Consider the following 14,387-nt stretch of genomic DNA (forward strand, 5'->3'; position numbering starts at 1 on the left):
AAATACCATACCTAGCCGTATATTGCTGCTTTTTATATGGTATTTACTATCTTTAGCTGTATAAACATATGGACAGAAAAATCACCAAAGCCAAATGTTGCTATAATGTACAACTTGGAGCCATCCACTTATAACCATGTGATATATTAAAACTAGCTATGTGGTTTATGCTAAGGCATTGATTTCTGCAGGAGATAAAATGAATAGACTAAAAGGTAGCTGTTTGTGCGGCGGTGTTGAATTTGACGTGAATGACAAATTTGAGCAATTTCATTTATGTCATTGCGATCAATGTAAGAAAGTCTCGGGGAGTGCTCATGTGGCTAATCTGTTTATAAGGCCTATTCATTTTCAATGGATAAAGGGGCAATCGCTAGTTAAACAATTTGACCTACCTGGTCGGGCTATCTCCAACGGATTCTGCGGTGCTTGTGGTAGCGCTATGCCCTATTTATCGAGCACAAAGCATTGGGTAATTATTCCGGCGGGATCCTTAGATAGCAGCCCAAGCTTAGCCCCTCAAGACCACATTTTTACCGCAGAACAAGCCAGTTGGTATCATCAAGTAAGCCAACTTAAACAGTTTGAGGGTTTCCCAGAATAGTGTTACCAATACACTCTAACTCTCATTAAGCTGTGCTGTTCTTTTGCTAGTTAAGCAACCATGGCCTTATTTCGCCCGCTTTCTTTAGCGCGATAAAGTGCTTGGTCAGATACGCTAATTAATTGTTCAATGCTTTCCTCAGAATCCATCAATGCGACACCAATGCTCGTCGTGAAGCGAACTTGAACTCCTCCTGCATCAACAACTAACTTTTCAACTTCGCTGCGTAAACGTTCAGCTGTTTGAGTGGCGGTATCTTTATCAGCACTTAAGGCAAGTCCAAACTCTTCGCCACCTAAGCGGCCAAATACATCGCCATCTCGGATTTCATTTTCTATCGCATTAGCAAACAATTGTAAGGCTTTATCTCCAATGGCATGGCCATGAGTATCATTAATCTTTTTAAAGTGGTCTATATCAAACATTAACATCGACATTGGGTGAGAGCGATTACGACAACGGTCAAACATCGCTTCAGCCTTGGCCATAAAACTACGCCGGTTATTAATGCCCGTTAATAGGTCTGTACGGGCTTCTTTCTCAGCTTCTGATTTGGCTATTTCTAATGCCTGTGTACGTTCAAAAACCAAAATTTCAAGCTCTTGTTTAGCCCGTTCTAATTGACTACGGTAACGCAACTCTGCTTGCTCTTTTAGGCGGCGTAGACGGAATAAATGAATCCCCATAGCTACCATTATTACCATCATCTCGCTGTAAGAAGCGACCACCGGCCAATAATAAGTGACAAACGTATGCTCAACTAAACCTAAGTCACGCAATGCTTGGCTAAACAAGCCAACCACAAGCACTATCCAACCTAAGGTATACACTGCGGATTCACGAGAGCCTTGATACCAACGAATCAAACTTGCGATGGCCAGTACCGGATACAATAACAAGGCTATAGTGATAAGCATCACCGAGAATACCGTTTCACGAGTGAGTGCAGCCAAGGCTAATAAGCCGGCATTAAGAATCATAAATTTGAGCACATAATCTAAGCGAGGCGTATATAACTTAGTTTGCAAGAAAATGCGCGCAAATATAACACCGGTCATGATCGACATTGCCCCAGTGAGAGACATATAACTCCAATGAAAATCATCACGAATGAAAAACATGTGAGTAAAACCAAGAATGGTTGGCCAAGTCGCTAACTTAGTAGAGGCATAAACAAAATAGGCATAGTAGGTTTTATCGTTGGTGGCGATACCGGTAACTAATGAGATAATCGCCATTAAGGCTAAGCCCCCAACTAGAAAGGCAATACTGCCTAGCTCGATGCTTTGCACGTAGTGCATTTTATCGGGTTGCCAGAGCCTTAATTCAGGGAATACAAATCCCTTCTCGTCAGAGCCGAATCGAAAATAGAACTGATGTGTTTCGCCAGCACCAAGCTCAACAGGTACCACAAAGCGCTGATGACTCACTAAACGCTCGGAAAAAGAGTTACTGAGAGCTAGGTCTGCTATTTCTAAAAAGCTAGGGTCTTGGGTATTGCGTTGGTAAGCATTCAAGTAGATGAGCTGATGGTCAACATACTCTAGGTTAAGAGTTATAGGTTTATCACTATCATTATGTAAATAAAAGACACTCCAGAACGCGCCAGCTTGTAAACCCGTAGAGCCTTTGCTTTCCAGTCGCTTAAAGTTGTTTAAACGAAATGCGGCCATGGCATCGGCCAAATCGGCTCGGCCATCTTGGTCATGCCAAACCTGAAAGTGTTGTCCTAGGCGTAAGCCGTCTTCTAGGCCATTGACGTGAAGTGCGGTAAGGGGTTCTGCATAGGCTTTGGATAGCGTAAACCAGCAACACAATAAAACAATAAACGGCAGTTTGCCCATACGGCATAATAGGTTAGCTTTCATGGTGGTATTGCTTAAGCACGCCTCTTCCCTGCGTTGTTGAAGTAGTTGAATAAATAATGATTGTACAACCCTGTAACAAAACATTAACCACTAGGTCGAGCTTAAAGATAAATGCTAGAGAAGTCTACGAAGTAGCCTCTAATAGGCGATTTGTCATCACGGCTCTCATTGTCATAACAATGAGTCGAGCTCATTCAATGTTACGCGCGAAGATAAACTGTTCTGCGCTATTTGGTAGATAAAAAAAGCAGCCAGGAAATTGCTCAACGAGGCTGCTTTAATAAGTCTTCACATCACATACTTACATGACAGGTAAATCGACATCCGCAAATAAAGCCTCTACCTCATCTAAGGTTTTTGCCTGTACAGCCTTATCAACAATATTGCGCGTAAGATGTGGAGCAAAGCCTTCAATGAAATCGTACATATAAGTACGTAAAAAAGTGCCTTTTCTGAAACAGATTTTAGTGGTACTTGCTCTGAATAAGTGGCTTGCATCAATGGCCACGAGGTCTTGATCATGCTGTTTATCAATCGCCATACTCGCCAACACACCGACACCAATTCCCATTCGTACATAGGTTTTAATGACGTCTGCATCCGTCGCGGTAAATACGATTTTAGGCACCTTACCTGCGCGACCAAAGGCGTCGTCGAGATCAGAGCGTCCAGTAAAGCCAAAAATGTAAGTGACAATAGAATGTTTAGCTAGGTCGTTAATAGTAACCACTTCACCATTTAGGTGTTTTCGTGCAAGCTCATGTTCTTTTGGCACGAGAATACTGCGATTCCAGTGATAACAAGGCAGCATCACCAAGTCTGAAAAAATATGTAAGGCTTCTGTGGCAATGGCAAAATCAGCACTGCCTTTAGCCACCGCCTCATTAATTTGATTGGGTGTACCTTGATGCATATTTAAAGATACATTTGGATATCGATGAATAAAGCTCTGAATGACTTCAGGCAAGGCATAACGGGCCTGAGTATGCGTAGTAGAAATGTTTAGCGAGCCTTGATCTGGATGAGTATGCTGATTAGCAACGGCTTTGATACTCTCCACCTTAGCCATAATTTCGTTACTAATGCGGATTATTTCTTTGCCCGCAGGGGTGACTTGACTGAGATGCTTGCCACTGCGTTTAAAAATCTGAACCCCTAACTCATCCTCAAGTAAACGGATTTGCTTACTAATACCGGGTTGTGAGGTATATAAGCTTTCCGCTGTCGCCGAAACATTAAGATTGTTATTGGCGACTTCAACGATATAACGTAACTGCTGCAATTTCATTTAGTTAAATTCTCTGGCGCTATAGAGCTAGCACTACCTAGTCCGTTAGCTGATTTCTTATTACATTTATTTATAAGTATATAATCAATCTAGCTGATAATGAAACGTCTTTAGGCCAGATATTAATAACTGTCTAGCTAGTTCAAATTTCTGACCAATTGAGCAGAATTTTGTTTCAATAAGCGCAGGGTTGCACCGGCTCCCATTACCGACACTAACAAGGTGCCTATCACCGGCCCCAACAGCCACAATCCCCAGTTAACTGAAGCGCCAATATCAAACACCATGACTTGCAGTAACAACAATATGGTTTGCGCCGCGCTGGCTGCAATGAAGCCGGCTAACAAACCTAAAATAACAAATTCATAGATAATCGCATTGCGTAACAACTTAGCACTAGCGCCTAAGGTTCGAAGGATCACTGTTTGTTGACGCCGTTCTTCTAGGGAACTTTGAACTTGAGCATATAACACCAAACTGCTCGCCAACAATACCACGATTAACACTAAACGTAGTGCCAGCGACACTTGGTCGACGACTTGCGACAATTGGTCTATTAATGCCTTTACGTTGATCAGCACCAAGGTAGGAAAACGCCCCATTGTCTCAGCAATCCAAGCACTTTTGTCTTGAGGAAGATTAAACGAGGTTAAGTAGCCTGTAGGGAACTGCTGCAAGATATCTTGACTGAGTAAGATATAAAAATTGGGCTGCATAGTATTCCAATCAACACTACGAATACTGCTTACATTTACTTCTATTTGCGTAGAGCCCACCATAAACGCCAACGTATCATTGAGTTTGATGTCTAATCGCTCGGCAAAATCTTGCTCGACAGATGCCTGACGCTGACTTTGTTCAGTAAACCATTGCCCTTCCAGCAGTTGATTTCGATAAGGTAGGTTTGCCACACTACTTAAATTGAGTTCACGCCCAGCGCCTCTTCTTCGGGATGAGTCTTTCTCAGAATACTCACCTTCACGCTGCTGACTGACCGAGTCCCCGTTTATCGCTACCAAACGGCCACGTAACATAGGAAACATATCTGTTAGCTCTACATTTTCTGCTGCAAAGCGCTCTACTAACAAAGGCTTTTGTTGCTCACTGATGTTATACATAAAGTGATTAGGCGCGCCTTCCGGTAATTGTTGTTGCCACTCACTAATCAAATCTTGCTGGATAACCCACACCACTAAGGCTAACTTAATGGCTACAGTAAAACCGATTAACTGTACCCGGTTTTGCTTTGCACGTTTATATAAAGACGATATTGCAATCTTTAAGCTCAGATTTTTCAAGTTTGCCGCGCGCTTCTTACCCAGCCACAGTAAAAGCTGGCTAAGCACTAATAAGGCCGCCACGGCAAGAACCCCCACTCCCAGCAAAATAAGACTAAGCTTCAATGAGCCGCTGTATAGCAGTAGCAAAGCAAAAACACTTAGCAACATCCACATAGCTCCCCAAAGGGGATTAACGACGCCATCGTCACTGTTTCTGCGAATGACTCGCATTGGCGCTATATCAAATAGCTGAATCAACGTAGGAAGAGTAAACGCTAAACCACAAATTAAGCCACTTCCTACCGCCATTAAATACGGTGATGTGCCTGCGCTAGGTAGCGAGATATTGAGTAAACTTTGCACATAGTTGACCACCGGCCATTGAATAATGAATGCCAAGGCCACCCCAATAACAATGGAAAACAGCACCACAATAAACAGATGACCTAAATAAATAGATCTTATTTGTTGTTTGCTAGCGCCTAAAACCTTGAACATTGCCACGGTGTCATAGTGGCGTTGGCAATAGAGCCGACTCGCTACGGCAATCGCAGCACTGGCAAGCAGAATACCAATCAAACCAGCTAATAATAAGAACTGTTGCGCTTTCTGAAGGGCTCCAGCTAACGGCGAACTACCACTACTCACATTAACCAATCGTTGATTGTCTGCTAATAGCGGTGTTACCCAGTTTTCTAATTCTGCTAATGCGGGTTTGTCACCAGCAAACATATAGCGATAAGCCAAGCGACTGCCCGGTTGCACAACGTCAGTACTGGCCACATCGTTAATACTAATAATCACTCGAGGCGCGGTCATAAACACACTAAAAGGCGCATCAGGCTCGTTAACAATACGCCCAGAAATGACAAATTCGCCCTCTCCAATTTCTATGCGGTCACCGACATCCACATTTAACTGATAAAACAAACGCTCTGCTAACCACGCTTCCCCTGATGTAATACCTTTGGCTAAATAAGTATCGGCTTCGGTCTTATGTTTACTGATCCGCAAGCTACCCTTGAGAGGATATTGTGCAGATACCGCTTTAACGCTCGCTAACACCAACTTTTCATTACCATAAACCATCGAAGGAAACAGTAATTGTTCAGCATAATCTAATCGCAGCTTTTCAGCCTGAGAGCTCAAGGGTAAATCAACCGGATGCGCACTTCGCACCACACGGTCGGCCGCTATGAAGTCGCCGCTTTTGTTGAAAATGGCTTGTTCCATGCGATCGGTAATACTGGTAAACAACCACACGGAGCTCACAGCTAATACAATAGCCGCAGCGACAATAGTTAATTCTCCACGTCGTAGCTCAGCCCGAAACAAACGCCAAATTAAACTTCTCATGGTTTGTTCCTTATTGATTGACTATTCGACCAGCTTGCAGGGTAATCTGTCTTGCGCAACGCTCAGCGAGTTTTAACTCGTGCGTCACTAGCACTAGTGTTGTTCCTGATTGCTGGTTAAGCTCGAAGAGTAAATCTTCGATAATCTGTCCATTGGTATTATCCAAGTTTGCCGAAGGCTCGTCCGCGAACAGTACTTTAGGCTGACTAATAAATGCCCGAGCAATCGCCACGCGCTGCTGTTCTCCGCCAGACAACTGATTTGGGTAATGGTGATGGCGCTCTGCTAAACCCACTTTCTCAAGCCATTGTTCGGCTATCTGCTTAGCATTAGCTAGGCCTTTTAGCTCTGCTGGTAACATCACGTTTTCAAGTGCTGTTAAAGCGGGTACCAGAAGAAACTGTTGAAAAATAAACCCTACGTTATCGCGTCTTAGTCTGGCCCGCTGTTCTTCATCTAAGCGGGTTAGATCCTCACCACAAAGATGAATAATGCCATTGGTGGCACTGTCTAAACCCGCGAGAATGCTTAATAAGGTGGTTTTACCAGACCCTGATGCACCCACGATAGCTAATGACTCTCCTTGCTCTATTTTGAGATGAATGTCATTCAACAAACTTAAATTTCCACCAGGCGTTACAACATGATGATTGAGTCCATCGGCATTTATGATTATGTTAGTCGCTGAAACTGGTTTATTTATTGGCATAGATAGGTGCTCGAGAATGTTGGTTAGCCGTAAAAGTAAGTTTATATCGCTGTTTACTCTAGTTGTTTTACTCTTTTTTACATTGAATACAAAGGCTTTCTCTAATGAAAAGTCTATCTTAATTCTAGGTGATAGCTTGAGTGCTGGCTATGGCATGTCAATTGATCAAGCTTGGGTTGCACTTAGTCAGCAGTACTATAACGACAACAATAAGCGCGTGGATCTCATTAATGCAAGTATTAGTGGCGAAACCACCGCCGGCGGTTTACGTCGACTACCCGGTTTATTAGAGCAGCATAATGTGGATGGGTTACTCATTGAACTAGGCGGTAACGATGGTTTACAAGGCCATCCTACTGGTAACATAGAAACAAACTTAGAAGCGATAATAGAACTCGCTAAGCAACAAGATATAAAAGTGGCGCTAATGCAGATCCGCATACCGCCAAATTATGGCAAACGCTATCGCCAAGCATTTGAAGGGCTTTACCCTGCCATCGCCGAAAAACATCAGGTCACTTATTTACCATTCTTTATTGAAGAATTAGCCACCCAAGCAGAATTTATGCAAAATGATGGCATTCATCCAAATCAGCAGGCACAACCACTGATTAGCCAAAAGATGCGCCAACAATTGTTAGAATTGGTGTTTGATTAACCGGTTTGTGCGAAGCTGTTTTGATGTTGCATTAGTCGCGATAATGACACGACTCTATCTTGCATCACCTTTATGGCTTCAAACTGATTTAGCGTTTTACGCTCATCTAGTACCATACCCGCTTCGATTGTCATTAAAGTGTAAGTTTGCTCACTTACTTCAACAACGACACAACGAGTCTGAGACTGCTCTGTTTGCAATACTGCCAGCTCACCTAAGGCTAATTGAGTGTGCAAATTAGTGGCGACACTCTTGAAAAACCAGCTTTGTGGCATCAATGGCTTTAAGAATTGAGCCGAAGCTACCGCATTAAGGCAAATTTGTACTTTGATAGGATCAGACCAATTACATGAATCTAATTGCTCTAAAAATTGATAATAAAGTTGAGTGTGCTCTGCAGTAAACGGACTGTCTTCTTGGGCATGTTGCACACAACGCTTTTTACACAGCTTTGACACAAACAGCATTTCAGGCCCTAACTCAAGAGTCATAACTCCCTTATTAGAATCGAATACCCAGTGCCAGTGTTTATTTGGTTGAATTAACATTTTATAAAGACAAAACTATCCGTGTAGAGCTCACTTAATAAACAAATGTACTACGAGAGCTCTACAATAACAAATATATTTACTAATTTTTATATAGCTTTAGATATTTGTTTAATTAATTCTGGGCCTTTATAAATAAAACCGCTGTATATTTGGACCAATTTAGCGCCGGCATCCATTTTTTCTTTAGCAGCCATAGCAGAATCTATTCCACCTACACCAATAATAGGGATCTCAGATTTTAAATAATGATCTAATTTTCGAATAACTTCGGTAGATTTAAGTTGCAATGGGCGTCCACTTAAACCACCGGCCTCTCCAGCATGAGGCATACCCTCTACCATTGAGCGTTCTAGGGTTGTATTGGTTGCAATAACACCGTCCAATTTATATTTAAGCAGTGAATCACTTATTTGTTCAATCTCTTCTTCTGATAAATCTGGTGCTATTTTGATCAATAAAGGGACATGTTTATTATATTGCTGACTTAATTGATCTTTACGCTCAGTCAGATCCTTTAATAGATCTTCCAATGCTTCTCCGTATTGTAAAGATCTTAAACCAGGCGTATTCGGGCTAGAAATATTAACAGCAATATAAGAAGCATGTTGAAATGCTTTATTCATGCCTATTAAATAATCATCTTTACCCTTTTCTACCGGCGTATCAAAGTTTTTACCAATGTTGATCCCAAGGATCCCCTTGAATTGACTTTGTTCGACATTATTAATTAAATTATCGATCCCTAAGTTATTAAAGCCCATTCGGTTAATTAAACCTTCGGCCTCTAATACTCGGAAAATGCGCGGCTTATCGTTACCTGATTGAGCACGAGGAGTAACAGTACCAACTTCAACAAAGCCAAAACCCATTGCGTCAAACGCTTGAATACACTCGCCATTTTTATCTAATCCCGCCGCTAAACCAACCGGATTAGGAAAAGTTAAGCCCATCAGCTCAACCGGGTTCGATGGAACATTCTGGCGATAAACCCGATCTAATAGGGTGCCACCAGTACGTTTAAACATTTCAATAGTAAGATCATGAGCACGCTCAGGATCAAGTTGGAAAATAAGTTTTCGAGCGAGTGGGTAGTACATGTAGACTCCTAGTATAAGACCCCCGAAGATGCAGGGCTTCGGGGGCAGTATTTTATACTAATTTACGGAGCAATTTAAATTTAATAGGTTTAATTCCCTCAATAATACCGAAAATTTTGCAAACTCGTGGGTATTTCCGGTCTTAAAGTCCGCTAACATGTGGTTCCATCGGTCTAACAGGGCTTCATGTGCTACTAACCAATCATCCAACGGAGTCTCACTTTCCATTTTTGCAGCCCATTTTAAAGCGCTCACCGTTAACTGACGCTGTTGCCAATCGAGATCTTCTCTAAAGGAAGAGCGCGCTAGGGCTTGCCAATGGTTATCAACACTTTGTAAATCGATTTGCTCTAAGAACCAGTGTAATCCGATGTTGGTTCCCAAGTTGAAATAAAGCTTGGCCACTTGCACGATATCTTGCTCAGCTTGCTCTGCCACTTCAGTGAGATCGAGCACGGAGTAAAGTGAATTCATTTTAGCCATGGCACAAGCAATATCTGCCGGTACGTGCTGCTGTTGCAACTCTTGCGACTCTGCATTGACCAGTTTTACTTCTTCCGCTGCGAGAACGTCCATCAAGTTTTTTTGCAATTGCAGGTAACTTGGCTGATAACGTGCTATTTGTTGAGTGATAGTTAGTGACCGGTCCCTAAGGGTTAAGAAACGACGTGTAGCTCGGCGTATAATACGACGCATGTTGTCCATCATTTTCAACTGCAGCTGGGCACTCACTTTATTATCTAAAGCTTCAATTTTCTCAAATAGATCCCAAACGCCGAACACTTCACAGGCCGTTACATAGCAGGTACATATTTCAGCAGGGTTAGCGCCCGTTTCTTCAACTAAACGCGTTACAAAATTAAAACCGGCATTATCTACCACTTTGTTAGCGAGTCGAGTCGCTACAATTTCGTGACGTAAAGGGTGATGGTTCATCTGTTCTGCGTAGCGTTTTTGCAACAGCACAGGGAACGACTTAATCAGGGTTTGGCTCAAGTAGCTGTCTTCGGTGACTTCAGGAACATTAAACCATTCTTTCAGCACCATCTTGCCATAAGCCACTAATACCGCAAGCTCTGGCCGAGTGAGACCTAATCCCTTAGATTGACGCTCAATAAGCTCCTCATCACTGGGCAGAAACTCGAGATTGCGATCTAATAAACCGTCACGCTCTAAGGCATGCATGAAACGAATGATTTCTTTAACCGTACTAGTACCTAGCTGTTCAGTGATACTAATAGACTGACCTTGTCGGTAAGCGTTTTCTAGCACAATCTCTGATACGTTTTCGGTCATATCAACCAATAACTTATTGCGTTGTTTTTCGGTTAAATCACCATTAGTTACTAGCCCATTAAGCAAGATTTTAATGTTAACTTCGTTGTCCGAGCAATCGACTCCGCCTACGTTGTCGGTGAAATCAGTATTTATACGCCCACCGTGAGCGGCAATTTCAATACGGCCTAACTGGGTAATCCCTAAGTTACCGCCCTCTCCCACAATTTTAGCGCCGAGCTGCTTACCGTTGATCCGTAAACTGTCGTTGGCGCGATCACCCACATCGGTATCAGATTCGCTGCTAGATTTGATATATGTGCCGATTCCGCCGTTCCAAAACAGATCTACCGACGAGCAAAGGAGCATTTTAATCAATGCATTAGGCGTCAGGCTGGTTTCTTTGGTCGCTAACAGCTGTTGGATTTGCGGTGTTAGTTTAATTGACTTAGCACTGCGCAGGAATATTCCCCCCCCTTCGCTGATTAGACTGGTGTTGTAGTCTTGCCAAGAAGAACGAGGTAATTCAAATAGGCGTTGCCGTTCTTTGTAGGAGCTAGCGGCATCTGGTTTAGGGTCAATGATAATATGCTGATGATTAAACGCCGCCACCAAGCAGGTATGCTCAGATAACAGCATGCCGTTTCCAAATACATCACCGGCCATATCACCAACTGCAATACAGGTGAAATCAGTGGTTTGACAATCCACGCCTATTTCTCTGAAGTGACGTTTAACCGACTCCCAAGCACCTCGAGCGGTAATTCCCATTCCTTTATGGTCGTAACCATTGCTTCCGCCAGAAGCAAAAGCATCGCCCATCCAGAATTGATATTCTTGGCTCAATTGATTGGCAATGTCTGAGAACGTAGCCGTTCCCTTATCGGCGGCCACCACTAAATAGGGGTCGTCTTCGTCACGTCGCACAACCTGATTGGGCGGGACAATTTCACCTTTAATGTTGTTATCAGTGATATCTAATAGCCCGCGAATAAAGGTACGGTAACATTCTTTTCCTGCTTCTAGCCAAGCATCTCTATCACTAGGGCTTGGTAGGCGTTTACAGACAAAGCCGCCTTTAGCACCCACCGGAACAATCACCGTATTTTTTACTTGTTGGGCTTTAACTAAACCTAATACTTCAGTTCTAAAATCTTCACGGCGATCAGACCAACGTAAGCCACCACGAGCCACCTTGCCGCCACGTAAATGAACGCCTTCGACTTTGGGTGAGTAAACAAATATTTCAAACATAGGGACCGGCTGCGGCATATCTGAAATCTGATGGGGACTGATTTTAAAAGAAATGTAGTCTTTAATTTGCTTAGCGCTATTTAATTGATAGAAATTGGTTCTTAAGGTGGCCTTAATCATCTCAAGATAACGGCGAATAATGCGGTCGTCGTCTAAGTTTTCAACGCCATCTAATAAACCAATTAACTTGGCCTCAATTTTCTCTTCGGTTTTTTCAGAGCGTTTCAGGGCTGGGTTAAAACGACGCCTAAAGAGTTCCATCAATAACATTGATATATCAGGATAATTGGCAAATGTTTCCTCGATATAACTTTGGCTAAAGTTACTGCCAATTTGACGCATATACTTGGCATATGCACGCAATAATGCCACGTCTCTTCCAGAAGCTTGGGCGGCCAGTACTAAGCGGTTAAAGCCATCGTCTTCCAACTGACCTAACCAAATATCGGCTAAAGCCTGCTGGAAGTTGTCTCGATGTTTTTCAATATCTAGCTCTGTTGTTGCTACGTACATCATTGAAAAATCGAGTACCCAATACACCTTATTGTCACTGGTAGTGAACCGATACGGTGTTTCACCAATGACCCGTAAACCCATGTTTTCTAGCATAGGCAGTACATCAGATAAGTGCAGAGGCTCATTGAGATGAAAGAGCTTTAAGCGCACATGATTACTATTAATGTTTTCTTCTTGAGGCCTGTAAAACAACATGCCCAATTGATGTTCATCATTTAACTCTTCAAATTGCATGATATCAGCGACCGCTGAACCCGGTAACACATTCTCTTTATAAGAGCGGGGAAACGCTGCTTGATATTTATCACTGAGGCGAATAGCACGTTCTTCGCCAAAGTTAGAAATAAGCGAATCTACTAATCTATCTTCCCACGTTCTAGCGGCTTCAGTGAGATTGGTTTGTAACTCTCTCAAATCAAACTCCTGATCATTGTTTTCTACTCTCACTAAGTAGTGAGTACGCGCCATAGAACCTTCGGTGAAATAGGTAGAAAACTCTACGTCTTCCTTGGAGTTAAAGTGCTGTTTAAGGATCTGCTGGCTGTCGATACGTAAAGCGGTGTTATAACGCTCTTTGGTGGTATAGATCAAACACGAGTAAAAACGCCCATATATATCTTTTCGCACAAATAACTTCACCAAGTCCCGTTCTTGGATTTGCTCTACCCCTAAGCCTATATCCAATAACTCATGCTCAGTCGCTTGAATCAATTCATCCCGAGGATAAGTCTCCATGATATTCAGCAGTGACTTATAGGCATGTGAACCAGCGGGTAAGGCTGAATTGACCATAATCCTGGCAAGCTTCTGATTAATCAGTGGAATTTCTAAAGCGCTGCGATTGTAGATAGAAGACGCATATAAACCAATAAAGCGGTGCTCTCCTATTACCTTGCCTTTTTTATCGAAAATTTTGACACCAACATGGTCAATATATGCCGGGCGATGCACTCTCGATTTATGATTACTTTTGTTTAACACTAAGGGAGTGTTGTTAGTCGCTAATTCTCGGCCTGCGCTGGTATAACTAGACAGTGATACAATTTGGCTCGTCACATACTCACGGTATAAACCTAAACTACCGCTCTCGTCTGGAACTAGGTGTAAATCACCTTTAGTTTTTTTAAGGCTGTAGTGGCGATAACCCATTAAGGTAAAATTGTTATCTGACATCCACTCTAAAAAAGCGGTGCTTTGCGCTAACGATTGATCATCAAGTAAACCCTCGCTGCCTGCGAGCTCAGCACTCACCGTGCGCAGTTTATCCAACATCAACTGCCAATCGTTTACCACTGCATTGACTTCATCAAGTACCGTGTTCAGCTCTTTATTTAGGCGAACTAACGCCGTTTCATCGCTTTGTCGATCAATTTCAATCATAAAAACAGTTTGGTTGCCCAACTCTGCATGCTGAACATCACTTACACCACAGATTTGATTATTATTATCTCTATCTAATCGCATCGGTTGGTGCATCAACAAGTGGGTATTTATGCCACAGCGGCTCAGCGCCATCCGCATAGAGTCAACCAAAAACGGCGAGTCCGGAACCACAATTTCTATAATTGTGTGGGTGGACTGCCAACCATGTCGACTTAACTCGGGATTGTATACTTTGATGTGTCGGTCACACGTGTTAGTGAGGTTTAGGGCATTCCATAAACCCACGCCAACACCATATAAATCACTGTCGCTTCGGTTGGCTAAATCATCGCTACCCATGCCAGAAAACAGCCGAGAGAGAAACTCTTCAGCTAATGGAGCAGCATTTTTATCAAGTTTCTTATTAACAATTTGATAGACTTTTTTTAGTAGTACGGAGGCGTGTTGCTGCGCTCTTGTCATAACGCATTCCTTATCCTAGTAGAGTAATATTATTATTGTGTAAAACAACGGCTTATTGTTCTTTTTAGTGTAGTTGGCTTTAGAGA

Annotated in this window: 9 protein-coding genes; 2 read left to right on the plus strand and 7 right to left on the minus strand. The window is 42.7% G+C overall.

From position 1 onward, the window contains the following. Positions 1 to 199 precede the first annotated feature (199 nt). On the plus strand, positions 200 to 604 hold the full coding sequence (locus M0C34_RS11005; RefSeq protein WP_248711732.1) for a GFA family protein: 405 nt from the start codon (positions 200 to 202) through the stop codon (positions 602 to 604). A 50-nt stretch (positions 605 to 654) separates the two neighbouring features. Here the strand turns inward: M0C34_RS11005 and M0C34_RS11010 are convergent, their stop codons facing one another. The 4 genes from M0C34_RS11010 to M0C34_RS11025 form a co-directional block, all read right to left on the minus strand. Beyond that, entirely contained in the window at positions 655 to 2,472 is a 1,818-nt protein-coding gene (locus M0C34_RS11010) for a sensor domain-containing diguanylate cyclase (RefSeq protein ID WP_248711733.1), read from the minus strand. 301 nt (positions 2,473 to 2,773) lie between these two features. After that, positions 2,774 to 3,760 carry an HTH-type transcriptional regulator CysB gene (cysB, locus tag M0C34_RS11015; RefSeq protein ID WP_248711734.1) on the minus strand — a complete coding sequence of 329 codons (987 nt, stop codon included), beginning with the start codon at positions 3,758 to 3,760 and terminating at the stop codon, positions 2,774 to 2,776. 137 nt (positions 3,761 to 3,897) lie between these two features. Then, complete coding sequence (locus tag M0C34_RS11020) at positions 3,898 to 6,396, minus strand: ABC transporter permease (RefSeq protein ID WP_248711735.1); 2,499 nt, start codon at positions 6,394 to 6,396, stop codon at positions 3,898 to 3,900. Between the two features lie 10 nt (positions 6,397 to 6,406). Further along, a complete protein-coding gene (locus M0C34_RS11025; RefSeq protein WP_248711736.1) occupies positions 6,407 to 7,105 on the minus strand; it encodes an ABC transporter ATP-binding protein in 699 nt (232 codons plus the stop codon). 16 nt (positions 7,106 to 7,121) lie between these two features. Between M0C34_RS11025 and M0C34_RS11030 the strand changes: the two genes are divergently transcribed. Further along, entirely contained in the window at positions 7,122 to 7,763 is a 642-nt protein-coding gene (locus M0C34_RS11030) for an arylesterase (RefSeq protein WP_371923068.1), read from the plus strand. Here M0C34_RS11030 and M0C34_RS11035 read toward each other — a convergent pair. The 3 genes from M0C34_RS11035 to M0C34_RS11045 form a co-directional block, all read right to left on the minus strand. After that, positions 7,760 to 8,311, minus strand: a complete 552-nt coding sequence (locus M0C34_RS11035; RefSeq protein ID WP_256469270.1) for a cell division protein ZapC domain-containing protein — start codon at positions 8,309 to 8,311, stop codon at positions 7,760 to 7,762. The two genes, M0C34_RS11030 and M0C34_RS11035, sit on opposite strands and share 4 nt — an antisense overlap. 89 nt (positions 8,312 to 8,400) lie before the next feature. Continuing rightward, positions 8,401 to 9,411, minus strand: coding sequence for a quinone-dependent dihydroorotate dehydrogenase (gene pyrD / locus M0C34_RS11040; protein ID WP_248711739.1), 1,011 nt, complete (start codon positions 9,409 to 9,411; stop codon positions 8,401 to 8,403). Between the two features lie 57 nt (positions 9,412 to 9,468). After that, on the minus strand, positions 9,469 to 14,301 hold the full coding sequence (locus tag M0C34_RS11045) for an NAD-glutamate dehydrogenase (RefSeq protein WP_248711740.1): 4,833 nt from the start codon (positions 14,299 to 14,301) through the stop codon (positions 9,469 to 9,471). Positions 14,302 to 14,387 lie beyond the last annotated feature (86 nt).

Source organism: Agarivorans sp. TSD2052, from assembly GCF_023238625.1.
Classification (GTDB): Bacteria; Pseudomonadota; Gammaproteobacteria; order Enterobacterales; family Celerinatantimonadaceae; genus Agarivorans.